Raw genomic sequence first — 22,157 nt, 5'->3', positions numbered from 1 at the left:
ATGCTGTATAAAAAAGTTGCCTTTCAAAAAAGAGAAAGGCAACTTCTTGACGGTTTAACGGACGTCACCCATTAAGTTTTGGATTGGTTTTTTCACAATGAATAAGAGAATCCCGGCAACGACAGCTACAAGTCCGACAATCCCAAAATAGGCTGACTCTGTTCCAGGTGTATAGAAACGAGCAATTTGAGCATTAATGGCTTGTGAAGCGGCATCTGCTAATAACCAAATAGCAACGGTTTGAGCTTCGAAAGCTTTCGGTGCTAATTTTGTAGTAATCGATAAGCCAACGGGAGATAAACACATTTCTCCGACAATCATAATGAAGAAACTAAAGAATAACCAAAGTGGACTCACCCGTCCTTCGGTACCATAAAGTAGACCTGGCAACATTAATAAGACGAAGGAAAGACCAGCAAAGACTAGCCCTAGTGAAAACTTCACAACTGTTGATGGTTGACGTTTACCTAGTTTTGTCCATAATGTAACAAAAATAGGGGTCAAAATAACTACGAATACAGGATTTAATGATTGGAACCAGCTAGCGGCAATCGGGAAGCCAAACAAACTCGTTTGCGTCCGTTCATTTGCAAATAGAGCAAGAATAGACGAACCTTGTTCTTCCAATGACCAGAAAACAATTGCTGCTAAGAATAACGGCAAGTAAGCCAGAACTTTTGGTTTTTCTTCAGCAGTGACATCTTTAGACGTTAACATTTTGCTGAAATAATAAACTGGTAACAGGATTCCTAACACGCTGATGGTATTAATAAAGAAATCAATTGTTAAATGTCCTGTGACATAGGCGCCACCAAAAATAAGTAAAGCAACGACAATTGCCAACATAAATGCTTTAGCAAATTTCTTTTGCTCTTCTTTAGACATTGGATTAGTTGGGGCCTGACCAATCCCAGCCAGAGATTTACGTCCTTGGAAATAATATTGTAGTAACCCGAAGAACATCCCAACTGCGGCAACGGAAAAGCCTAAATGATAATTATATTCTTGTCCTAAAGTTCCGACAACAAGGGGAGCGATTAAGGCTCCGATATTAATCCCCATGTAAAAAATGGAGAAGCCTGCATCTCTACGTAAGTCAGTTTTTGAATAAAGATGGCCAACCATCCCTGAAACGTTTGGTTTTAACATCCCAGTCCCAAATACAATCAACATAATAGAAACGAATAAGGCGGGGACACCAAATGGGGTAGCGAGAACAATATGTCCAGCAATGATTAGCAAACCACCAATAAAAACAGTTTTCCTTGAACCTAAGACACGGTCAGAGACCCAACCGCCAATGATACTGGACATGAAAACCATTGATCCATAAATGGACATGATGGCTAAGGCAGTTGCTTTGGGGAGACCTAAACCGCCATTGGCTACGGTATCGTAAATGTAATACATTAGAATAGCACGCATGCCGTAGTAACTGAAACGTTCCCACATTTCTGTGAAGAACAGTGTTGCTAGTCCTTTCGGTTGTCCCAGAAAGGATTTGTCTAATTTCTCAAGTTGTTCTTTGTCACTCATAGATAAAACTCCAATTCTTATAATATTCAGAATATTTGATAATAAAATGACTTAAATGTAGATTCATATATTTTATTACTCATAGATTGGAAAATAGAAAGAGAAAAAACTGATTATGTTTTTAAATAACAAGCGTTCGAGCGATTGTTTGTTTTTTATTCGTGAATTATGATAAAAATGAATATTTATTCTGCTTTATTTTCAATACTTTGTTTTCATAGTTGCTTTAGCTGTTCCTTTTTTGAATAAGATTAAAATGAATAAATAACAAGCAAAATATAAGATTTTTTTGTTTAACTCTTTTTGTTTCAATAGGAAGTGCTTAGTTTTTTTTCAGAATTGAAAAATGAATACGACAAAAAATTTATCTATATAATAGAAGGAAAAATAAAAATAGTGAATGATAAAAAAATTCAAAGAAAACACCCGTTCTTTTTAGGCCTGAGTTTTTGAAAAAAACATTCTCATGTCTAGTATCTTTAACATTTTGTTACTTTTTGACTGAAACGAATGTAAAAAAACCGACATTTAAGGGCTAATCAAGGGTTAGAAAACGGTTTCTCGAAAATAAAATCCTGTTTTTTTAACTTTTTTTCGCAAAATATAAACAGGATAATATCAAGCTTCCAGCAGCTTTTTATTACAAAATGTAACAAAACCGACATTCTAGTAATAAATTGTCACGAGATATTCACCTACGGCCGGCCATTCGATGATAAAGTATGTGAAGTCGTTTCGATAAAGCGAAGCAGACGTGGTTGTTGCCGAGTGCTAAGAGCAACAATCAAATATTTTTAATTACAAAGGAGAAACATACATGAAATCAATCAAAACGATTTTACTTGGAACAACTTTGGCCGCAGGTTTAGGATTATTCTTAGGAACAGACGCAAACGCAGAAAGCTTATATACAGTTAAAGCAGGAGATACTTTATCAACAATTTCTCATCAATTTGCAGGAGACAATAGCTTAATTCAAAAAATTGCTTCTGATAACAAATTGCCAAACCTTGATTTAATTTTTGAAGGAGAACAATTAGTTATTCGTTCAGAAAAAGAAGTTGCTAATACTCCAGCACCAGCTGTAGAAGTTGCACCAGTTCAACAAGTAGTTGAACAACCTGTTGCACAACCAGTACAACAAGAAGTACAACAACCTGTTGCTCAAGAAGTAGCGCAACCAGCAGCACCTGCCGCAAGCAGTGATGCAAAAGAGTGGATCGCACAACGTGAATCTAGTGGTTCTTACGATGCAACAAACGGTCAGTATATCGGTCGTTACCAATTATCTGCCTCTTATTTAAATGGTGACTATTCACCTGCCAACCAAGAACGCGTGGCAGATCAGTACGTAGCAGGTCGCTATGGTTCATGGGATGCAGCTAAATCATTCTGGTTAGCAAATGGTTGGTACTAAAATTAAATAAACGAAGTAATCTAATTACTTATTAAAAACCATAAACAAAAAAACAGTAACCTGTAAAGATTACTGTTTTTTTTGTCGATTTGTTAAGGTACAACGCCCCACGCTCGTCAATTGGTGGTCTGCGTTATAAATTTTTGCTTCCCAAACTTGAAGGGTCTTTCCCGAGTGATCGGGCGTCGCAATCACGGTAAGGCTACCATCATGGACACTACGAAGATGATTTACTTGTAAGTCTATGCCGACAGCAAAAGTGTTTTCAGGAACGTTTTCGTTCGCACCTAAACTACAGGCAGTTTCAATTAAGACGCCGTTTAAGCCCCCGTGGACAAGGCCATAGGGTTGTTTATGCACGTCTTTTACCGCTAAAGTAAGCTGACATTTCTCAGCAGAAACGTGTTGAATCGTGATGCCTAAATACTCTAAAAGATGAATAGTAATCAGTCCTTTCTAATAAAAGAGAGAATAAAAGGTTTTTTATTTATTATACAGGAATGAAGAAAATTTGTAATAGCCATGTTTTTTCTTAAAATTCAAGCGACTTTTTCTCTAAAGTGCCGATTCTTGTGTATAATAGAAAAGATGAGATTAATGAAGGAGGTTTCCTAATGAGAAACTGGACAATAATTAAAGAATATGATGAAATTTTATTTGAGCAAGCAGGCAAAGTAGCAAAAATTACTATCAACCGCCCGCATGTTCACAACGCATTCACACCGAAAACAGTCATGGAAATGATTGATGCATTTAACATTAGTCGTGATAAAGAAGATGTCGGGGTTATTATTTTAACAGGCGCAGGTGACCAAGCATTCTGTTCTGGGGGCGATCAAAAAGTTCGAGGTAATGGTGGTTACGTTGGCGAAGACAACATTCCACGTTTAAATGTGTTAGATTTACAACGGTTAATCCGTGTCATTCCCAAACCAGTCATCGCAATGGTGAAAGGCTGGTCCATTGGCGGCGGCAATGTTTTACAATTAGTTTGTGATTTAACAATTGCGGCTGAAAATGCTAAGTTTGGGCAAACAGGACCAAATGTCGGTAGCTTTGATGGTGGATACGGCTCAGGTTACTTAGCGCGTGTTATCGGCCATAAAAAAGCAAAAGAAGTTTGGTTTATGTGTAAACAATATTCTGCCCAAGAAGCCTTAGATATGGGTTGGATTAATACCGTTGTTCCATTGGATCAAGTAGAAGATGTGACAATGGAGTGGGCAGAAGAAATGTTAACCAAAAGCCCGATTGCTTTACGGATGATTAAAGCCTCTTTAAATGCCGATACAGATGGCTTGGCTGGTGTGCAACAATTAGCTGGTGATGCGACACTTCTTTACTATACAATGGCTGAAGCACAAGAAGGCCGAGATGCATTTAAAGAAAAACGGACACCAGATTTCGATCAATTCCCTAAATTCCCATAAACCAATGACTTGGTTAAATAAACAAGTACAAAAACGTCCCGATCATCCTGCTTTTTATTTTCAGGATGAATCTTGGACGTTTTTAGAAGTGCAACAAGAAGTCAGCCATTGGGTAGCCACATATCAACAGGTGCTTGCACCAGAAGAAAAACGTGTGGCTTTATTCAGTAAGAACAGCAAAGAGTTGTATTTTTCAATTCTAGCCTTATGGGAATTGGGGAAAGAGTTATTATTTTTAAATACGCATTTGACACTTGCTGAACTGACTTTTCAGTTAAAAGATGCGCAAGTTAAAACGATTATTGGTGCGCCTGAAACGCAGGCTTTGTTAGAAGAAATTTCTTTTGTCGACGTTCAGCCAATGATTAAAAAACAGCATAGTCTTTCACGTCAGGAGTTTCAACAGCCAAGTGACTTAGAGTCGGTGGCTTCTATTATGTATACATCTGGAACTACAGGACAGCCTAAAGGGGTTTTGCAACGGTTTAAAAATCATTTGGCCAGTGCTAGAGGCACTCAAGAAAATATGGGGATTACTGCTGAAGATTGTTGGTTGTGTGCAGTCCCATTATTTCACATTAGCGGATTGTCGATTGTTGTTCGACAACTCGTCTTAGGTTGTAGTATTCGCCTTTACGATAAATTTGATGAACAGCAAGTGACACAAGATTTACAAGAAGGCCGTGGAACCGTCATTTCAGTGGTTGCGACAATGTTGCAACAATTATTGTTTGTCTATCCTGAAGCTGGCTACAGCGCCAGCTTTAAAGGAATGCTATTGGGCGGCGGACCGATTGCACCGGATAAATTAGCGCAGTGTGAGGAAAAAGGGATTCCAGTTATTCAATCTTATGGGATGACGGAAACGTGTTCGCAAGTTGTTGCATTGAAATTTGAAGATGCGGCACTGAAAATCGGCTCTGCTGGGCAACCGTTAAAAGACATGCAGATCAAAATTGTTGATGAACTAGGACAAGAACAGCCAGAAAAGCAAGTCGGGGAAATTTTACTTAAGGGACCAAACGTTGTTTCAGGTTACCTTAACCATCGTCAACCTGAAAAATGGACAGCAGATGGTTGGTTTAAAACAGGCGACATGGGCTATTTAGATGCACAAGGTTACCTGTATTTGGTTAGTCGTTTAAGTGAACTCATTATCTCTGGTGGTGAAAATATTTACCCCACTGAGGTTGAACAGGTGTTACAGGCGATAACAGGAATTAAAGCAGCGGCAGTTGTAGGAGAACCAGATGCGCAATGGGGAGCCGTTCCAGTTGCTTATGTGATTAGTGACCAAGAAATCACCTTAGCGCAAATTCAAGACCAGTGTTCACGAAAACTGGCAAAATATAAACGACCGAAACGCATTTATTTTTGTCATTCTTTCCCGCAAACAGCAAGTGGAAAGATTGCCAAACATCGTTTCATGACAGAAGAAAGAGAGGCGTTTTTAATCAGATGAAATTGCCTGATGAATTACGACAAGCCTATCAGAAGAATGCCCGTCAGTTCAGTTGGGTTTTTCCATTAGAAACAGAACAAACAGCCTTGGCAATTTTTGCCGCTGGTGAAAAGGCATACCGAGGAGAACGTTTTTTTTGGCAAACGCCGAAAAAAGATTTTGCTTTGGTTGGCTTCGGATATGAAACTATCTTAAAAGGCGCAGAAACAGAAACGCATCAATTGAACAACTTTTTAAAAAAAGAGGCGGCAACTCGTTTTCAAAATATGTCTATTTCTGGTACGGGGGCTCTTCTGTTTGGCGGTTTGCCTTTTGATACAGAACAAACGCCTACTGAGGCCTGGGGAGAGTTAGGGGAAGGTTGGTTTTATCTACCAAGTATTCTATTTACTTTTTCAGGTTCACGTATTTATGGAACGCTGAACTTTTCAGGTTCTAGTGAACAAGAAGTCGAGGAACGTTGGTCGACTTTGGTGGCTCAGTTTGATCGCTTGTTAGCTACCTGTGAGGAGTTGCCAGCTGTAGCGGAAACAAAGATTGACAAGGAAGAAGTTGCCGTGACTGAATGGCTACAAGCTGTCAACGAAACCGTAGCAGTCTTAAGAGAAGATGGCCCTTTAAAAAAAGTGGTTTTGGCTCGACAACTTGCTGTGAGCAGTCCTGAAAAAATTCGAAGTAACCAAGTGCTCGTTAATTTAATGGCACAACAACAAAATACGTATTTGTTTGCTTTAGAAGCCAAAGACACAAGTTTCATTGGTGCAACACCAGAACGACTTCTGTTGGGTACTAAAGAAACGTTTGCGACCGCTTGTATTGCAGGAACCATTAAAACGGGTCAAACACCAGAAGAAACGAAAGCTTTAGGAGCACAACTTTTACAAGACCGCAAAAATACCGGAGAACACCAAATTGTGGTGGAACGTTTAGCGAAAGAGTTGGCGAAGATGACGACTTCTGAAAACAGTATTCAAGCACCCATTATTTTGGAAAATCGAGATGTACAACATCTTTATGTGCCAATCTCGGGTCAACGTAAGCCGGGAATTTCGTTCTTGGAAAGTGTGATGCAGTTACACCCAACGCCAGCTTTAGGCGGTGAGCCCAAAGAGTTGGCAGTCGAATGGATTCGACAATATGAGCCAGGGAGTCGTGGGTTATATGGTGCGCCAATCGGTTGGATTTCAGGGAATGATGATAGTGGCGAGTTCGCTGTGGCCTTGCGTTCAGGTGTCTTTGCTGGTCAGCAAGGCGTTCTTTATGCAGGTTGTGGTATCGTTGCTGATTCTCAAGCAGAGCTAGAAAGAGAAGAAACGAAAATAAAATTTCAACCGATGTTACGAGGAATTGGAGGGCAGGTTTAATGAATCATCAAGAAACAATGACCGATTATTTAACGGCCTTTATTGAAGGCTTAAAAAATAGTGGGGTTGAACAAGCAGTCATTAGTCCAGGGTCCCGTTCCACACCACTGGCTTTATTACTTCATCGGGAAACCGCAATCCAAACTTTTGTCGATGTCGATGAACGTTCCGCTGCTTTTTTTGCTTTAGGATTAAGTAAAGCGAGTCAAAAACCAGTGGTCTTACTTTGTACCTCTGGAACAGCAGCTGCAAACTATTATCCAGCAATTTGCGAAGCCAATATTAGCCATGTACCCTTAGTTGTTTTAACAACGGATCGGCCGCATGAGTTACGTCAAGTTGGTGCTCCTCAAGCCATGGACCAATTACAAATGTATCAAAATCATGTGAAATTATTTGTTGAAATGGCTTTGCCAGAAGTAACAGAAGAGATGTTGAATTACGCCTATTGGCAAGGCGCTAAAGGAGCAGCATTCGCGCAACAAACGCCTGCAGCACCTGTTCATTTGAATTTTCCTTTGCGGGAACCATTATTACCTGACTTAGAGAGAAAAACAAAGAGTTCTCAACAAACGGCTTTATTCGCTGGTCAATCAATCCTTTCTACAGAACAAGTGCAACAGTTAGCGGATCAATGGTACCAGAAAAACGGCGTCTTGGTTGTCGGTGGCAGTCATACAGAGGAGGAAGCGGCGTTATTTATTCAATTAGCCGAAGCTTTGCAATGGCCGTTACTAGCGGATCCTTTAGCAAACATTGTGACACATGGGCAAAATAGTGAAGTTGTTATTGCACATAGTGATCTGTTTCTAAATGTGGCGACCTTGCCACAAGAACCAGAAGTGGTAGTGCGCTTTGGTTCGCTGCCAATTTCTAAAAACATCATGTTATGGTTGAAACGCTTAGCAACGACAGAGACTGCTTTTTATTTTGTGGACGAAAATGGGCAATGGCAAGAGCAATTGAAAAAATCACAAACAGTTATTCAGGCAAAGGAAACCACGTTTGTAGAACAACTGCTAACGGTTGTCAAACCAACAGAAGCGACTTGGTTAGCACAATGGCTCCTGCTGGAAAAAACGGTCTCTGAAGTTCTTCTAGAAACGCTGAACGCGACAGAATTAAATGAAACAACAGCCAGCTTAGCTGTTCACCAAACAATGAAAGAGAACGGTCAGTTATTTGTATCTAATAGTATGGCTATCCGCTACTTAGATCGATTTATGGATAGTCGCCCTTATCGGATGTTTGGAAATCGCGGCATCAACGGGATTGATGGGATTGTTTCAACTGCTTTAGGAATGAGTGCCGTAGCACCGACACAGCAAAACGTTCTACTGATTGGTGATTTAGCGCTATATCATGATATGAATGGTTTATTTTTGGCTAAACGTTATCAGTTGCCGTTAACAATTGTTTTATTAAATAACAATGGTGGCGGGATTTTCTCTTTTCTATCTCAACGAACTTTACGTGAGGACGATTTCGAGCCTTTATTTGGAACACCGCTTGATTTAGATTTTTCGTTAGTTGCTGAACTTTACGGTGCTTCGTACCAAGAAGTCAAAACAATCGCGGAGCTCAAGCAAATTTTACAAACAGCGGCTGAAGAACCACAATTTCAAGTGATCGAAGTCAAAGGAAATCGCCAAGAGAATGTTCATTTGTACGAATCAATTTTAGCTGAAATTGGTAGACGAGTAGAAAGACAGGGGATTTCATGGAACGGTTAATTCGGGGGATGCAGTACCATTATCAATGGTTAACACCTTTTGATGCAAAGCGAACGACTCTAGTCTGTTTACACGGTTTCACAGGAACGTTAGCCACGTTTGCAGCCGTTTTTCCCAGTCAAACACCTTATAACGTTTTAGGAATTGACTTACCTGGTCATGGCGCGACTGCTAGTTTGGTAGCACCAGAGCGTTATACCATGAAACAGGTTTGCCATGATCTTGCTGAACTAACCGAATCGCTAAATTTGCCTTGCTTTTGTTTATTAGGCTATTCAATGGGCGCTCGAACAGCTTTAGGTTTTGCATTACATTATCCACAAAAGGTACAGCATCTTTTATTGGAAAGTGGATCACCAGGTTTGGCCACCGCCGCAGAACGTCAGGCTCGTATCTGTCAAGATCATCGTTTGGCGGAACGTCTCTTAGAGGAACCGCTTGTGGATTTTATTGATTTCTGGCAAGAATTACCGTTATTTCAAACGCAAAAAGCCTTGTCTGTGGCACAGCAAATGGCCATTCGTCAGGAACGTTTGAGCCAATCGGCCTTTGGGTTGGCTAGTAGTTTGTGGTATATGGGTACAGGAGCGCAAGAGAGTTACTGGGAACGTCTAGCAGAATTGCAGCCGATTCCTACCGATTTATTGGTAGGCGGCGAAGATCAAAAATTTATTGGGATTGCGAAAAAAATGCAGGCACGTCAACCGTTGTTGAGGCTGACAATTTTTCCTGAAGCAGGACATTGTATCCATTTGGAACAACCAACGATTTTCTATGAAAAGGTGACAGCGTTATTGAAAGGAGCCATCTGAATGAACATTCAATCAATTGAAACCTATCAGGTTCGTTTGCCTTTAAAAACGCCGTTTGTCACGAGCTATGGTCGCTTGGAAGAAAAAGCGTTTGATCTATTTGTAATAACGGATGAGCAAGGAAATCAAGGGTTTGGCGAATTAGTGGCTTTTGAGCAACCTGATTATGTGCAAGAAACGTTGGTAACCGAACGCTTCATCATCCAACAGCATTTAATTCCGTTACTTTTAACAGAAGCGATTGAACAGCCGCAAGAGGTTTCAACAATTTTTGAAGAAGTTAAAGGGCATTGGATGGGAAAAGCTGCGTTAGAAACTGCCATCTGGGATTTATATGCCAAACGGCAACAGAAGAGTTTAACTGAATTTTTTGGACCAACGCGGAGGAAAATTCCTGTAGGGATTAGTTTAGGGATTCAAGAAGACTTACCTCAATTACTTAAACAAGTTCAGTTAGCTGTAGAAAAAGGGTATCAACGAGTGAAGCTGAAAATTCGTCCCGGTTATGATGTGGAACCCGTTGCTTTGATTCGTCAGCATTTTCCTAACTTGCCTTTAATGGTCGATGCCAATTCAGCGTATACATTGGCTGATTTGCCTCAATTGCAACGTTTAGATCACTATCAATTAGCGATGATTGAACAGCCTTTTGCTGCAGATGATTTTTTAGATCATGCACAATTACAAAGAGAACTGAAGACAAGAATTTGTTTGGATGAAAATATTCGTAGTCTCAAAGACTGCCAAGTGGCGTCAGCATTGGGCAGTTGCCGTAGTATCAATTTGAAGATTCCTCGTGTAGGTGGGATTCACGAGGCGTTGAAGATTGCCACATTTTGCCAAGAAAATGATTTATTGGTTTGGTTAGGTGGCATGTTTGAGTCTGGTGTCGGACGCGCATTGAATTTGCAATTTGCGTCACAGCCTACCTTTTCCTTTCCAGGTGATATTTCAGCCACGGAACGCTATTTTTATGAAGATATCATCACGGAACCTTTTGTTTTAGAGCAAGGGACAATGACCGTGCCTCAGGGACTTGGTATTGGTGTTACACTTTCCCAGACGAGTTTGCTAAAATACAGTCAGTATCAAAAAATCATGTAATGATAACAAAATTGCGCCTATGACTATGCAGAGAAGCATAATCTAGGCGCAATTTTTTATTTTTCTAATTGACTCGCTGCGGCTTCATCCAAGAGAACCGTTAAATTTGGATGGAGTTGAAGAATAGAAGCAGGATACGTTTCTGTGACAGGTCCTTGGAGTACTTGTTTGACCATTTGAGCTTTTTGTTCACCATTTACAATTAGGACAAGGTGCTTAACTTTCATGATGCTGGCTGGCCCCATCGTAACAAAGGTCATGCCTGGCTGCATCATTTCAGGAACAAACCAAGGCTCTGAACCAGTGACGGTCACTTGATAGGTTTCATTTTTAAAATGAGTGGTAGTGGGCATGTTCCCACAAAAATGACCATCTGCTCCTAAGCCAATTAACATCAAATCTAAGCCGCCTGCGTCAGCAATCCGTTGTTCTTGTTGTTGAAAGTTTTCAACAGTTAATGGATGGATGTTTTGCTCGGATATTTCTGCAGGTGTCAAATACAGCGTCCGCAAATCTGTCAGAGTAATGCCTTCCTTTTGATGAGGAACGGGGATTTCATCAAAGTTATAATAATGAACATTATCAAAGTCAGATGAATTTTTCACAATCGAGGCTAATTTTTGGTAAACAAGTGTTGGCGTTTTGCCAGCGGTAATTGATAAATTCACTCGTTTATCTTGACTCATCGTGCTTAGAAGTAACATTTTTGCCCATTCGCTCATCGTGTCGAAATCTTGTTTAATTAAAATTTTCATACTTGCTCACTCCATTCTTTGAATAAGCTAAGTATAATTTGTGGGAACCATCCCATGTCAAGTTCTTCACAAAAAGGATTTAATTAACGGTAGACAAAAGAAAGAGGAGCAGCCGTCAAAACGACGACTGCTCCTCTTTTTAAAGCTTAAGATAACCTACAACGAGTTAACTTTTTAGCTTTCTGCTCCACTTGCTCCAACGCTGGCCTAAACGTTCTTTTGACCAACGTTATTTGACAAAGAATCTTATTTTATTGTTCTTTCAACCATTTTTCTAGTTGTAAACGTTGCACTTTCATAGTAGCTGTGTGAGGGATTTCATCAAAAGCCATAATGATAGGTTCGTTTAAATGTGGTAAATCGGCTACTTGTGTCCACCAAGCGTCCCAATCCATTTCTTCCCCAGGGACAACCGCTAAAATTGGCTGTGGTTCATTTTCTTTGCCACGGACAATAATCACTTCTTCTAAGAAATCTAATGCATCCAATAAATGATCTTCAATAGCTAAATTACTGTCGATGTTTTCAATTAGATCTACTTGGCGATCTTTCAAGAATAAGTGGCCGCGTTCATCTAACATCCCGTAATCGCCGCTGTCCCACCATTCGCCGTAGACATTTTCTGCAAAGCGGGCATCTTCTTTGTAATATGTTAAGGCCCGTCCTTTTGATAAGAATTGGATATGGCCGTCCGTCATCGCAGGTAAAACTTGTCCTTTTTCATCGGTAATTCGAGCTTGTGTTAAATCCTCTAAACCAACACCCATGTCACGAGCATCTGAATCTTTTAGGGATTCTAAAGTATGCGCTCGTAAGATCATTGGCCCGCATTCGCTTTGTCCATAAACTTGTAGGAAAATTGGTTCATTGGCAGCAGATGCTTTTAAGAAAGCCACCATTGTAGCATTGTTAATTGCATCAAAAGTAGAATGATAATAATGGACACTAGCGAAAGCTTCAGGTTTTTCTTTGGCCAAACGAACCCATTGAACGAAGTTATTGGGGTGTGTTTCTACAGCGATTGGTTGATAGGTGCTGAACATTTCAGCGACTTTTTCGCTCGAAGCATTTGCTAAAGGCATCATAGGGAAGCCCATGGCCATTAAAGAAGACACACCAATGTTAAAACGAGAATGAACTGGCGAAATATGAAAGCCAACTAATTTCTTTTCAGCAATTTTTGTAAAAATGGTTTTTTGCCATTTTGTACGCCAACCCATAGAGTGATTGGAATGACAGATAAGTTTAGGAATACCTGTTGTTCCAGAGGTGTGAGTCATGTAGGCAATTTCGTCTTTAGTCAGTTCGTCTTGAGGAACTTCCGTGGCATCAGCTTCTAAAAGAGAAGCAACCGAAAGTTTTTTATTGGCAGAGCTGTTACGAACAGCTTGAACTTTTTCAGCAGTCACATCATCAAATAAAATATAAGGATCTTCTAAACGATCAACGAATACTTCAATTGTTTCAAAAGGTAAATGGTATGAAACCATTACAGGAACGGCTGCTAGATATGAGGCTGCAACAGCTAGTAAATACGTGTCGAATTTAGGACTTTTATAAATAATAATTTTGTCGCCTTTTTTTACACCTAAAGCGGCTAATTGATATGCCCGTTTCAAAATTTCTTGATGGCTTTCACCATAAGTTGTTTCTAAGCCAAGTGCAGGAAAAGCAGGCAAAGATTCATCAAAAATAATTGGAACAGTTGGTGTTTTTTCTGCGGCTTTTTGATAGTTTGTGTAGAGGTTTAATGGTTGATAATCAAGTAAGTGTGTCAAGGGAAAGTCTCCTTTGTAAAATAGTTTGTGTACAAATGTACAAGTTCACTTTATCCTATCATAGAATGGGTTCTTTTTCTACGTCAAAAATACAACGTTAAATGTTATTTTTTATTATTCACAAGCACAACGTTTGCTGTATCTGGCAAAGTTTCCTACAATAATTATGTAAGTAAAAAGTTCTCAGAAGTGTAAAACTTTACAAAGGAGAGGAATTTACATGAAAAAAATCTATGAAACAACTATCATTAATACGGGTGGACGTGCAGGAGAAGTTCACTCACCGGATAAATCATTTTCTTATGCGGTTGCTTCGCCAGGTGTCAAGAAAGAAAATACAACAAATCCAGAACAATTATTCGCAGCGGCTTACAGTGCTTGCTTTAACGGTGCATTAGAATTAGTGATGGATCAAGAAAAAGTCGAAGGTAAAAGTACAGTAACTGTACGTGTATCCTTATTCCAAGGAGAAGATGGGTTTAGCGTTGGTGCTGAATTAGAAGTTCATATTGATGGGGTAGATCAAGCTAAAGCAGAAGAACTTGTTAAAAAAGCCCACGAAATTTGCCCATATTCTAAAGCAACAAGAAATAATATAGATGTTAAATTAACAGTGATTTAATTAAAAAAGAAGCGCTTTGTCTATACGACAAAGCGCTTCTTTTTTAGATAACAGTCCACAAATTATACATATTTAACAAAATAACTAAAAAAACAACTAAACTATAAATTTGGGCGACCCGTTGTTGAGATAATTTTTTACTGAAAAGACCGCCAACATAACCACCGAATAAAGCGGCAGGAATAATAGCCCAAAGCATTGTCAAATCAAAAACCGCAAACCCTGTGGTCAAGCCGATATTGCCAAGTTTGGCGAGTTGGGAGAAAAAAATAGTAATGATGGAATAGACAGTTGCTGATTTGATATCCATTCCAAAAAAGAGAATAAGGCAAGCTACATTAATGGGACCGCCACCGATGCCTAAAAAGGTTGACAGAATCCCTAAGCCTAATCCGACAATCAGAAAAATGCTCAATCCGTTGAGGTGTAAGTGCCAGTTGGAAAATTGATTGTAGAGAAGAACCAAAACCAAGGTCACCAACATGATGATATATTGGATTAGTTGTACTTTTTCTTCATTTGGCGCTAGTGCAATCGCCTGATTAAGAAGTAAATCACCCAACATACCGCCGACTAAGGAACCAAACGAAATACTCGCGGCTTTTTTCCATTCAATTTGGACACCATTTTGATACTGTTTATAAGTCGAAGAAATGGACATGACAAAAACAGCGACACTTGAATAGAACGCAATACTATTTAACGAATGGAACCCAAGAAAATCCAAAACAGGCTTAATAATGACGCCTCCACCCATCCCAGAGAGCGCCCCAACTGTATTGGATAGAAAAATAGTTATGAAATAAATCAGCAAAACCCGCACATAATCACTCCTAAACCGTTTTCTTTTAGTATAGCACAAAAATTATATAAGAAATGCAATTTCATTTAAAAATATTTTTAAAAAGAACTTGAAATGATATTTCTTTAATGGTATTCTACAAATACAAAAAAGAAAACGCATTCAAGGAGGATGAGAAAGCATGACAGTATCGATTGGTATTATTTTGATTTTATGTCTTTACACAGTTGTTGGTGTACTTGACCAAATTTCTATTCAGATTGGTCCATATACACCATTGTTTGCTGCAACGTTTACTGGCCTAGTCTTAGGAGATGTTCAAACAGGTTTGATGATTGGGGCAACGCTTCAATTGATGACATTAGGCGTAGCGACTTATGGAGGAGCAACAGTCCCAGACTTTCTTTCGGGGGCCATTATGGGAACGGCTTATGCAATCATTTCAGGGAAAGGGGCAGAGTATGGTATCGGAGTTGCGGTTCCGATTGGGTTATTATTAACACAACTAGATATTTTAGGCAGAATGGCTAATACGTTTTTCCAACACAAAGCAGATCGCTATGCGGAAGAAGGCAATTATAAAGGGGTCGAGCGCTGCAATGTTTTAGGAATTTTTCCTTGGACGATTTCTCGTGTCATCCCAGTTTTTATTGGCCTAGCTTTTGGTGAACAAGTTGTAAACGCTATCAATAATTGGATTCCTATTTGGGTGATGAATGGGTTAAAAGCAGCAGGTGCTATTTTACCAGCGATGGGGATTGCTATTTTAATGCGTTACTTGCCAATTAAAACATACTGGCCTTATTTTATTATTGGGTTCGTGTTACTTGCTTATGGGGCCCAATTCTTCTCAGTTTTAGGTGTCGCACTGGTTGGCTTGGCTTTAGCAGCGATTTATGTGATGAATCATAACAAAGGCGGCGCAGCTACAACAAGTGGCACGGTTATTTACGAAGATGATGAGGAGGTTGAGATTGATGACTAACAAATTAACAAAAAAGGATATTAATAAAGTTTACGTCCGTAATCTTTTTGGCTATCAGTGGGGCTGGAACTATGAAAAAATGCAAGGACTTGGTTACGCTTGGGTGATGATGCCTGCATTAAAGCGACTATACAGTGAAGATCCAGTAGCTATGAAGAAAGCCTTGAAGACACATCTTGGCTTTATGAATACAACGCCAGCCATGTCGCATTTAATTGTCGGAGCTGATATGGCTTTGGAAGAAGAAGTCGGCATTGAAGATGAAACGGCCATTACTGGCTTGAAAACAGGTCTAATGGGTCCGTTTGCTGGTGTTGGTGATACCATTTTTATCGCGATTTATCGTGCGATTGTTTTTTCGATTGCAGCTTACATGGCGCAAGGGGGCCAGGTTGTTGGGTTACTGATCCCGTTAATTGCCGGAGCAGTGGTCCTATGGGTTCGCTATAAATTTACTTGGATTGGTTACCATCAAGGGAAAAAAATTGCGACAGAATTTGCGGATAAAATGAAATTGTTTACGCAAGGTGCAGCCATTTTAGGGTTAACAGTGGTCGGCGGTTTGATTCCTTCGGTAATTACTTACAAATTAGATTTAACTTATAAAATGGGAGATGTAACATTATCTGTTCAAGAAATGTTGGATAAAATTTTACCCGCATTAATTCCTTTAGGGATTGTTCTTTTATCCTATTGGTTACTAGGGAAAAAGAAAATGAATTCAACACGGCTAATCTTTGTTTTAATTTTAATTGGCATGGTTTTAGGCAATTTACAACCAATGTTGGCTTGGGTTGGCGGTTTATTTTAAAAAAATAGTATATAATAGGAGAGATTTATTATGACAATTGTACATGCAAGAGTAGATGAGCGTTTAATTCACGGACAAGTTGCAACCGTTTGGACGAATATGGTTGGCGCACAAAGAATCATGGTAGTAAATGATGCCGCTGTCAAAGATCAATTACAAATTGGTGCCTTAAAAATGGCCAAACCTGCAGGAGTTAAATTATCCATTTTATCGAAACGTAAAGCGATTGAAAAAATTTTAGCAGGCAATTATGATGAAGAAAAAGTCTTTTTAATTACGAAAGACATTGCAGACATGGCGGCTTTAATTGATGGCGGTGTCCCATTACAGAGCTTCAATGTCGGCAATATTTCTCAAAAAGAAGGCAGTCGAGCAATTAAAAAATCTGTTGCATTAACCGATGAAGATATTCAAACCGTTCGTCGTTTAACAGATAATGGGGTGACTATTACCGCACAGATGATCCCTTCTGAACCAAACGAAGCAATTTTAACTTTCATAAAATAGAAATGGAGATGAGAAGATGGAGCCAATCCGTTCAATCAGACAAAAATATAAGGACTTTTCCAAAGTAAATAAGAGAATAGCAGACTATATACTGAAGGATCCGACCCGTCTTCTCTCATTAACAGCAAACGAAATTGCTAGCAATAGCGAAACTTCTCCAGCATCAGTTACCCGTTTTTCTAAACAATTAGGGTTTGACAGCTGGGAAGAGTTAAAACTATCCATTGCAGCGGTACAAGCTGCCAGTAACGGTAAAAAAGATATTGATCCAATTGTAGCGGCGGATGATTCGGTGGATACTATTTGTATGAAAGTAGAATCTTTATTAAATGCTACGATTGAGGATTTATTTTATACAGTGGATAAACAAGCCTTGGAACGAGCAATCGCGCATGTTAAAAAAGCGGAAAAAATTCATTTGGTTGGAATTGGTGCCTCTTCTTTAACGACTTATAATCTTTATCACAAGTTTAACCGCGCTGGTCGCCAAGCGATTTTTAATTATGATAGTCACATGATGTTGGAGTTTTTAAATTATGCAACGGCACAAGACATTTTGATCACGGTCTCCTATAGTGGTTTGACAAAAGAAGCCTTAATCGCCTGTGAAATTGCCAAAAATAGAGGCGCAACGGTTATTTTTATTACCAGTAACGATGGAGAAAACGTGCGATCATTGAGCGATGAAGTTCTTTTAGTCCCCAATAATGAGCACCTCATTCGAGTGGGGGCTATTTCATCGATTGCTTCGTCAATGGCAATTGGCGATGTTCTGTATTTAGGTTCAATTCAAGATGATTTAGACACAGAAATTGAACGTAATATGATTGAAACGAGTCAACTTGTCAGCCGTCTAAAAGAGAAGTAGGGGTGTGCAAGCAAATGAACTTAGAAGGATTAACGACAGAAGCCAGAAATGAAGCGACTAAAAAGATTGACCAAGTGTCAACATTAGAGATGGTGACTTTAATAAATCAAGAAGACCAAAAGGTAGCACAAGCAATTGAAAAGGTGCTTCCGCAGATTGCTGCAGCAATTGATGCAGCGGCAGAACGATTTAAAAAAGGGGGCCGTTTAATCTATTGTGGTGCAGGAACGTCTGGACGTTTAGGGGCTTTGGATGCGATTGAATTAACGCCCACATATAGTGTGTCGCCAGAACGCGCATTTGGTATTTTAGCTGGTGGTGAAAAAGCAATGTATCAAGCAATTGAAGGCGCTGAAGACTCGAAAGAATTAGCTATCGAAGATTTAACGCAACATCAATTGACCGCCCGAGATGTCGTAATTGCGATTGCTGCTAGTGGTCGGACACCATATGCTGTTTCCGCAATTGAATACGGAAAAAAAGTGGGCGCTCTAACCATCTCAGTTACCTGTAATAATCAAAGTCCGATGAATCAATTGGCGGAAATTGGGATTGCGCCAATTGTAGGACCGGAAGTCATTACAGGGTCAACTAGAATGAAAGCGGGTTCAGCACAGAAAATGGTGTTAAATATGTTTTCAACAGGAATTATGGTTAAAGTAGGGAATATCTATCAAAATTTGATGGTCAACGTACAACCAACGAACGAAAAATTAATTCAACGTGCCACGAATATCATTAAAGAAGCAGCAGAAATCGAGGAATCGCAAGCCAAAGAATACTTGGAGGCAGCACAGCTAGAAGTGGCACCAGCCATTGTAATGGCGAAAGCCCACGTTGATTTTCAAAAAGCCAAACAACTATTAGCAGAACATGACGGACGGATTTCAGAAGTTTTAGCATAGAAGTGGTGAACAATGAATCAAATCGCAATTCAAGAAACAATTCAGAGACTGATTAATCAGCAAGTCGTTCCGGGTGTCGCTTGGGGGACGATCACAGAAGATAGCTTATCAGAACAGTATACGGGCTTTTTAGGTAATACTGGTCCATTTGCAAGACAAAAGATTTCATCAGCTAGCCTGTATGATTTAGCGTCCTTAACGAAAGTTATTGGGACAACAAATCGAATGTTACAATTAATCGATACAAATCAGCTTGCTTTTTCAACCACTGTGGGGGAAATCCTGCCTGATTATCAAGGACTATCTTGTTCGATTGGGGAGCTTCTACTGCATCAGAGCGGACTGCCAGCTGATGTTGCCGATAAGAAAAATGTCACAAAAAAAAGCTTGCAAGAAATTATTTTGACGCATTCGTTATCTGAACGAGGGAAAACCATTTATTCTGATTTAGGGTATTACTTATTGGGAGAAATTATTCAAGTATTGGATCGCTGCTCATTAGAAGAGAGCTTTCAAACATACGTATTTCAACCAATGAACCTACAGCATACAAGTTTTACGGTCAGCGATTTTGCCCAGGCAGTGCCCACAGAGATTACAAAACAACGCGGCGTTATTCAGGGAGTGGTCCACGATTCGAAAGCCTATCAACTAAAAGCGCCAATCGGCAGTGCAGGGTTATTTGCAACTTTACCAGATTTACTCACTTTTGTTCAGTGTTTTATGAATAATCGCTACCCGTCTGGCAAACCATTATTTTCTGAAAAAATGTTCGATGCTCTCTGGTCTATGAACCAAGGGGGACGTACATTTGGTTGGGAAGTGAAAAAGACGCAAGCTGGGGCAGACTATTTGTATCATACTGGCTTTACTGGAACGGCGATTGGTATGAAAAAAGAGACCAAAGAAGCCCTAATTTTGTTAACGAATCGGATTCATCCCACTCGTGAAGAACGTGGCTTTCTGAAAGCACGAACAAAAATTTATCAGCAGTATTTTTAGGAGGATATGATGAAACCAAAATTAATTTTAATGAGCCATGGACGGATGGCAGAAGAAACTTTAGCTTCTACTCAAATGATTGTCGGGGAATTAGCAGATGCTGCGATTGTGTCAATGACAGCAGAAGATGGCTTGAGCGGCACGCAAGCAAAACTGGCAGCAATCTTAAAAGAAGCTGGCAATGTCCCGACGCTTGTATTAGCTGATTTAAAAGGAGGAACACCTTGTAATGTGGCTATGATGGCCATGGGCACTTATCCGCAATTGCGAGTAGTCGCTGGACTTAATTTAGCAATGGCAATTGAAGCAGCCGTCTCACCTGTGGAAAATGTGGATGAATTAGCTGCATATTTAACGCAAATTGGACAATCTGCGGTGACCACGATTGATTTACCTGAATTAACAGATGAAGAAGAATTTGAAGAATAGGAAAGAGGTCGGGACGGAACCGTTTAGCTCCGAGAAATAAGAAGGAATTTCCGAAAATTGCTTTTTAATTTTTGGAGAATTTCGGCTTATTTCCGAAGGAGTTGGTTCTGTTCCCGCCGTTTATCAGGTTTTGAGCCTGGAACAAAAATCCAAAGTGATTTTTGTCCCAGGCTCTTTTTTTAAGAACCAGGGATATTCCGTGGTTCGTTTTTGGTTGTGACAAAGAAAAAGAACAGACTTAGTAAAATAACTAGGATGCCATCGTTAAACATCGGATTTACGAAGTTTAAAATAGCACTTAAGATAACTGGCACGGTAGCACAATACGTAATAATTTTTAAACAATCAATCAAACGTAAAGAATAAAAACGTAATTTTGAATAGAGAGACGCACCGATAGCGGCAATCAGTAAGTCTAAAACTAAACCGATTAGAACAGGGTAGATAGCCACTAAAAAGACAATGAGTTTTGTCCACCAGGGGATCGCTGCTTCGCTTAGCGCAGTCTTGATACTCTGAGCGTTAACGCCATCTAAGGTTCCTTTACTATAGGGGAAGATAAATTGGTCGGTGCCTAGAATTGATTCAGTTGCGCCTGAATTTGGTAAGGCGACTACAAATTCATCTTGTAAAAAAGCCAAACCAAACGCATTACCAATTAAATCCTTTTGGACATCAGCGGCTGTACGCTTTCCATCTGGATCAAACGTAAAAATAATCGAGTCCGTTTGATAAATAAAACCAGATTCTTTGGCCTTTGTTTGCAACGTGCCATTTTCAATAGAAAAGTCAGGCAACTTTTCTGCAATTTTTTGGCCATCTTGTTGCACCTCTTGTAGTACAGAAAAGACTTGTTTGGTAATAGGTAGTGCTAAAATAGCACTTAAAAAAACAGCATAGAGAATTACTTTCCAAAACGCCATTTTTTTCGCATGCCGTAATTCTGAAACTGAAAAAAAGGCCTGCTTAAATAATTGCAATGTATTCATTTATTTACTCCTCACATCATTCTTCTACAGGTCATTCTAGCGAATTTATGAGGGAAACACAAGGTAATCTCCCTCTTTTGTAAAACTTTTCTTTTGGCAAGCAAACTATTTTGTAGAAAGCGGTTCACTCTGTTATCATAATAGTTGTATGAAAGACGTATGTTACATACTAAAAAATAGGGGGATTTAAAAAATGACTTACACATTACCAGAATTACCATATGCTTATGATGCATTAGAACCTTACATTGACGTGGAAACAATGCACTTACACCATGATAAACACCACAACACTTATGTGACTAACTTAAACGCAGCGATTGAAAAACATCCAGAATTAGGCGAAAAATCTGTAGAAGACTTAATTTCAGATATGAATGCTATTCCTGAAGATATCCGCACAGCCGTTCGTAACAATGGTGGCGGTCACGCAAATCATACATTCTTCTGGGAAATTATGGCACCAAATGCTGGTGGACAACCAACTGGCGCTATTAAAGAAGCAATCGATGAAACATTTGGTAGCTTTGATGAAATGAAAGCTGCTTTCAAAACAGCTGCAACTGGCCGCTTTGGTTCAGGTTGGGCTTGGTTAGTTGTGAATAACGGTAAATTAGAAATCACTTCAACACCAAACCAAGATTCACCATTAATGGATGGTCAAACACCTGTTTTAGGTCTTGACGTTTGGGAACATGCGTATTACTTAAAATATAAAAACGTTCGTCCAGATTACATTGAAGCATTCTGGAACGTTGTTAACTGGGATAAAGTAAACGAACTTTTTGCTGCAGCAAAATAAGTTTGCCAATTGTGAAGGAAAGAGTCAAATGACGGCTGTCATTT

At 39.5% G+C, this 22,157-nt stretch carries 22 protein-coding genes; 16 read left to right on the top strand and 6 right to left on the bottom strand.

What is annotated here, in order from left to right; all coding sequences use genetic code 11:
- Positions 1-54: 54 nt before the first annotated feature.
- Entirely contained in the window at positions 55-1,536 is a 1,482-nt protein-coding gene (locus AB3I34_RS06875) for a peptide MFS transporter (RefSeq protein ID WP_002355315.1), read from the bottom strand.
- Between the two features lie 817 nt (positions 1,537-2,353).
- Between AB3I34_RS06875 and AB3I34_RS06870 the strand changes: the two genes are divergently transcribed.
- On the top strand, positions 2,354-2,953 hold the full coding sequence (locus tag AB3I34_RS06870) for a LysM peptidoglycan-binding domain-containing protein (RefSeq protein WP_002355317.1): 600 nt from the start codon (positions 2,354-2,356) through the stop codon (positions 2,951-2,953).
- A gap of 69 nt (positions 2,954-3,022) precedes the next feature.
- On the opposite strand, the gene AB3I34_RS06865 is transcribed toward AB3I34_RS06870, so the two are convergent.
- Positions 3,023-3,403: a PaaI family thioesterase gene (locus AB3I34_RS06865; protein WP_002361187.1), complete on the bottom strand. Its 381-nt coding sequence runs from the start codon at positions 3,401-3,403 to the stop codon at positions 3,023-3,025.
- A gap of 164 nt (positions 3,404-3,567) precedes the next feature.
- Here AB3I34_RS06865 and menB point away from each other — a divergent pair, with 164 nt between their 5' ends.
- Genes menB through menC form a run of 6 tightly spaced genes read left to right on the top strand, consistent with a single transcriptional unit; the run spans position 3,568 to position 10,858 of the window.
- Complete coding sequence (menB, locus tag AB3I34_RS06860) at positions 3,568-4,383, top strand: 1,4-dihydroxy-2-naphthoyl-CoA synthase (protein ID WP_262231348.1); 816 nt, start codon at positions 3,568-3,570, stop codon at positions 4,381-4,383.
- A gap of 4 nt (positions 4,384-4,387) precedes the next feature.
- Positions 4,388-5,845 (top strand): o-succinylbenzoate--CoA ligase, encoded by a 1,458-nt coding sequence (locus AB3I34_RS06855; RefSeq protein ID WP_025189299.1) that lies wholly within the window; start codon positions 4,388-4,390, stop codon positions 5,843-5,845.
- A complete protein-coding gene (locus AB3I34_RS06850) occupies positions 5,842-7,209 on the top strand; it encodes an isochorismate synthase (protein ID WP_010711977.1) in 1,368 nt (455 codons plus the stop codon). The genes AB3I34_RS06855 and AB3I34_RS06850 overlap by 4 nt, the downstream gene beginning before the upstream one ends.
- Entirely contained in the window at positions 7,209-8,942 is a 1,734-nt protein-coding gene (gene menD, locus AB3I34_RS06845) for a 2-succinyl-5-enolpyruvyl-6-hydroxy-3-cyclohexene-1-carboxylic-acid synthase (RefSeq protein ID WP_010711978.1), read from the top strand. Before AB3I34_RS06850 ends, menD begins: the two co-directional genes overlap by 1 nt.
- Entirely contained in the window at positions 8,930-9,754 is an 825-nt protein-coding gene (gene menH, locus AB3I34_RS06840) for a 2-succinyl-6-hydroxy-2,4-cyclohexadiene-1-carboxylate synthase (RefSeq protein WP_010711979.1), read from the top strand. The genes menD and menH overlap by 13 nt, the downstream gene beginning before the upstream one ends.
- Positions 9,755-10,858, top strand: a complete 1,104-nt coding sequence (gene menC / locus AB3I34_RS06835) for an o-succinylbenzoate synthase (RefSeq protein ID WP_002375853.1) — start codon at positions 9,755-9,757, stop codon at positions 10,856-10,858.
- 56 nt (positions 10,859-10,914) lie between these two features.
- On the opposite strand, the gene AB3I34_RS06830 is transcribed toward menC, so the two are convergent.
- Both AB3I34_RS06830 and AB3I34_RS06825 read right to left on the bottom strand, forming a co-directional pair.
- Positions 10,915-11,613 (bottom strand): glucosamine-6-phosphate deaminase, encoded by a 699-nt coding sequence (locus AB3I34_RS06830; RefSeq protein WP_002375854.1) that lies wholly within the window; start codon positions 11,611-11,613, stop codon positions 10,915-10,917.
- Positions 11,614-11,864: 251 nt separating this feature from the next.
- A complete protein-coding gene (locus tag AB3I34_RS06825) occupies positions 11,865-13,391 on the bottom strand; it encodes an acyl-CoA synthetase (protein ID WP_010711980.1) in 1,527 nt (508 codons plus the stop codon).
- A 220-nt stretch (positions 13,392-13,611) separates the two neighbouring features.
- Here AB3I34_RS06825 and AB3I34_RS06820 point away from each other — a divergent pair, with 220 nt between their 5' ends.
- The gene (locus tag AB3I34_RS06820) at positions 13,612-14,013 is read left to right on the top strand and encodes an organic hydroperoxide resistance protein (protein WP_010711981.1); all 402 of its coding nucleotides are present in this window, start codon (positions 13,612-13,614) and stop codon (positions 14,011-14,013) included.
- A gap of 43 nt (positions 14,014-14,056) precedes the next feature.
- Here AB3I34_RS06820 and AB3I34_RS06815 read toward each other — a convergent pair whose 3' ends face one another.
- Positions 14,057-14,827: a sulfite exporter TauE/SafE family protein gene (locus AB3I34_RS06815; protein WP_189656411.1), complete on the bottom strand. Its 771-nt coding sequence runs from the start codon at positions 14,825-14,827 to the stop codon at positions 14,057-14,059.
- A 169-nt stretch (positions 14,828-14,996) separates the two neighbouring features.
- On the opposite strand from AB3I34_RS06815, the gene AB3I34_RS06810 reads away from it, so the two are divergent.
- From AB3I34_RS06810 to AB3I34_RS06780, 7 genes are read left to right on the top strand one after another with little or no spacing between them, the layout of a single operon-like run.
- Positions 14,997-15,800: a PTS sugar transporter subunit IIC gene (locus AB3I34_RS06810; protein ID WP_002358431.1), complete on the top strand. Its 804-nt coding sequence runs from the start codon at positions 14,997-14,999 to the stop codon at positions 15,798-15,800.
- Entirely contained in the window at positions 15,775-16,611 is an 837-nt protein-coding gene (locus tag AB3I34_RS06805; protein WP_196782459.1) for a PTS system mannose/fructose/sorbose family transporter subunit IID, read from the top strand. Before AB3I34_RS06810 ends, AB3I34_RS06805 begins: the two co-directional genes overlap by 26 nt.
- A 30-nt stretch (positions 16,612-16,641) precedes the next feature.
- Positions 16,642-17,118: a PTS sugar transporter subunit IIB gene (locus tag AB3I34_RS06800; protein ID WP_010711982.1), complete on the top strand. Its 477-nt coding sequence runs from the start codon at positions 16,642-16,644 to the stop codon at positions 17,116-17,118.
- 16 nt (positions 17,119-17,134) lie between these two features.
- Positions 17,135-17,986 (top strand): MurR/RpiR family transcriptional regulator, encoded by an 852-nt coding sequence (locus tag AB3I34_RS06795; RefSeq protein ID WP_002355339.1) that lies wholly within the window; start codon positions 17,135-17,137, stop codon positions 17,984-17,986.
- A 14-nt stretch (positions 17,987-18,000) separates the two neighbouring features.
- On the top strand, positions 18,001-18,891 hold the full coding sequence (gene murQ, locus AB3I34_RS06790) for an N-acetylmuramic acid 6-phosphate etherase (protein WP_002355340.1): 891 nt from the start codon (positions 18,001-18,003) through the stop codon (positions 18,889-18,891).
- A gap of 12 nt (positions 18,892-18,903) precedes the next feature.
- Positions 18,904-19,893, top strand: a complete 990-nt coding sequence (locus AB3I34_RS06785; RefSeq protein WP_010711984.1) for a serine hydrolase — start codon at positions 18,904-18,906, stop codon at positions 19,891-19,893.
- 9 nt (positions 19,894-19,902) lie between these two features.
- Positions 19,903-20,322, top strand: coding sequence for a PTS sugar transporter subunit IIA (locus tag AB3I34_RS06780; protein ID WP_002363016.1), 420 nt, complete (start codon positions 19,903-19,905; stop codon positions 20,320-20,322).
- A 179-nt stretch (positions 20,323-20,501) separates the two neighbouring features.
- Here the strand turns inward: AB3I34_RS06780 and AB3I34_RS06775 are convergent, their stop codons facing one another.
- A complete protein-coding gene (locus AB3I34_RS06775; RefSeq protein WP_002355344.1) occupies positions 20,502-21,311 on the bottom strand; it encodes a DUF1189 domain-containing protein in 810 nt (269 codons plus the stop codon).
- Between the two features lie 193 nt (positions 21,312-21,504).
- Here AB3I34_RS06775 and AB3I34_RS06770 point away from each other — a divergent pair, with 193 nt between their 5' ends.
- Positions 21,505-22,113: a superoxide dismutase gene (locus AB3I34_RS06770; protein ID WP_002361201.1), complete on the top strand. Its 609-nt coding sequence runs from the start codon at positions 21,505-21,507 to the stop codon at positions 22,111-22,113.
- The last annotated feature ends 44 nt before the right edge of the window (positions 22,114-22,157 follow it).

This window comes from Enterococcus sp. C102(2024) (assembly GCF_040888205.1).
In the GTDB taxonomy this organism is placed as follows: Bacteria; Bacillota; Bacilli; order Lactobacillales; family Enterococcaceae; genus Enterococcus; species Enterococcus faecalis.
Note: the sequence above shows the minus strand (reverse complement) of the source record. Positions and strands in the feature narration are given on the sequence as shown.

What these genes read in the sequence shown, in the direction of transcription:
- AB3I34_RS06830 (WP_002375854.1), bottom strand. Translation starts at nt 11,613, where the DNA reads ATGAAAATTTTAATTAAACAAGATTTCGACACGATGAGCGAATGGGCA.
- AB3I34_RS06870 (WP_002355317.1), top strand. Translation starts at nt 2,354, where the DNA reads ATGAAATCAATCAAAACGATTTTACTTGGAACAACTTTGGCCGCAGGT.
- AB3I34_RS06785 (WP_010711984.1), top strand. Translation starts at nt 18,904, where the DNA reads ATGAATCAAATCGCAATTCAAGAAACAATTCAGAGACTGATTAATCAG.
- AB3I34_RS06810 (WP_002358431.1), top strand. Translation starts at nt 14,997, where the DNA reads ATGACAGTATCGATTGGTATTATTTTGATTTTATGTCTTTACACAGTT.
- AB3I34_RS06850 (WP_010711977.1), top strand. Translation starts at nt 5,842, where the DNA reads ATGAAATTGCCTGATGAATTACGACAAGCCTATCAGAAGAATGCCCGT.
- AB3I34_RS06770 (WP_002361201.1), top strand. Translation starts at nt 21,505, where the DNA reads ATGACTTACACATTACCAGAATTACCATATGCTTATGATGCATTAGAA.
- AB3I34_RS06800 (WP_010711982.1), top strand. Translation starts at nt 16,642, where the DNA reads ATGACAATTGTACATGCAAGAGTAGATGAGCGTTTAATTCACGGACAA.
- menB (WP_262231348.1), top strand. Translation starts at nt 3,568, where the DNA reads ATGAGAAACTGGACAATAATTAAAGAATATGATGAAATTTTATTTGAG.
- menH (WP_010711979.1), top strand. Translation starts at nt 8,930, where the DNA reads ATGGAACGGTTAATTCGGGGGATGCAGTACCATTATCAATGGTTAACA.
- AB3I34_RS06805 (WP_196782459.1), top strand. Translation starts at nt 15,775, where the DNA reads ATGAGGAGGTTGAGATTGATGACTAACAAATTAACAAAAAAGGATATT.
- AB3I34_RS06795 (WP_002355339.1), top strand. Translation starts at nt 17,135, where the DNA reads ATGGAGCCAATCCGTTCAATCAGACAAAAATATAAGGACTTTTCCAAA.
- AB3I34_RS06780 (WP_002363016.1), top strand. Translation starts at nt 19,903, where the DNA reads ATGAAACCAAAATTAATTTTAATGAGCCATGGACGGATGGCAGAAGAA.
- murQ (WP_002355340.1), top strand. Translation starts at nt 18,001, where the DNA reads ATGAACTTAGAAGGATTAACGACAGAAGCCAGAAATGAAGCGACTAAA.
- AB3I34_RS06855 (WP_025189299.1), top strand. Translation starts at nt 4,388, where the DNA reads ATGACTTGGTTAAATAAACAAGTACAAAAACGTCCCGATCATCCTGCT.
- AB3I34_RS06775 (WP_002355344.1), bottom strand. Translation starts at nt 21,311, where the DNA reads ATGAATACATTGCAATTATTTAAGCAGGCCTTTTTTTCAGTTTCAGAA.
- menD (WP_010711978.1), top strand. Translation starts at nt 7,209, where the DNA reads ATGAATCATCAAGAAACAATGACCGATTATTTAACGGCCTTTATTGAA.
- AB3I34_RS06820 (WP_010711981.1), top strand. Translation starts at nt 13,612, where the DNA reads ATGAAAAAAATCTATGAAACAACTATCATTAATACGGGTGGACGTGCA.
- menC (WP_002375853.1), top strand. Translation starts at nt 9,755, where the DNA reads ATGAACATTCAATCAATTGAAACCTATCAGGTTCGTTTGCCTTTAAAA.
- AB3I34_RS06875 (WP_002355315.1), bottom strand. Translation starts at nt 1,536, where the DNA reads ATGAGTGACAAAGAACAACTTGAGAAATTAGACAAATCCTTTCTGGGA.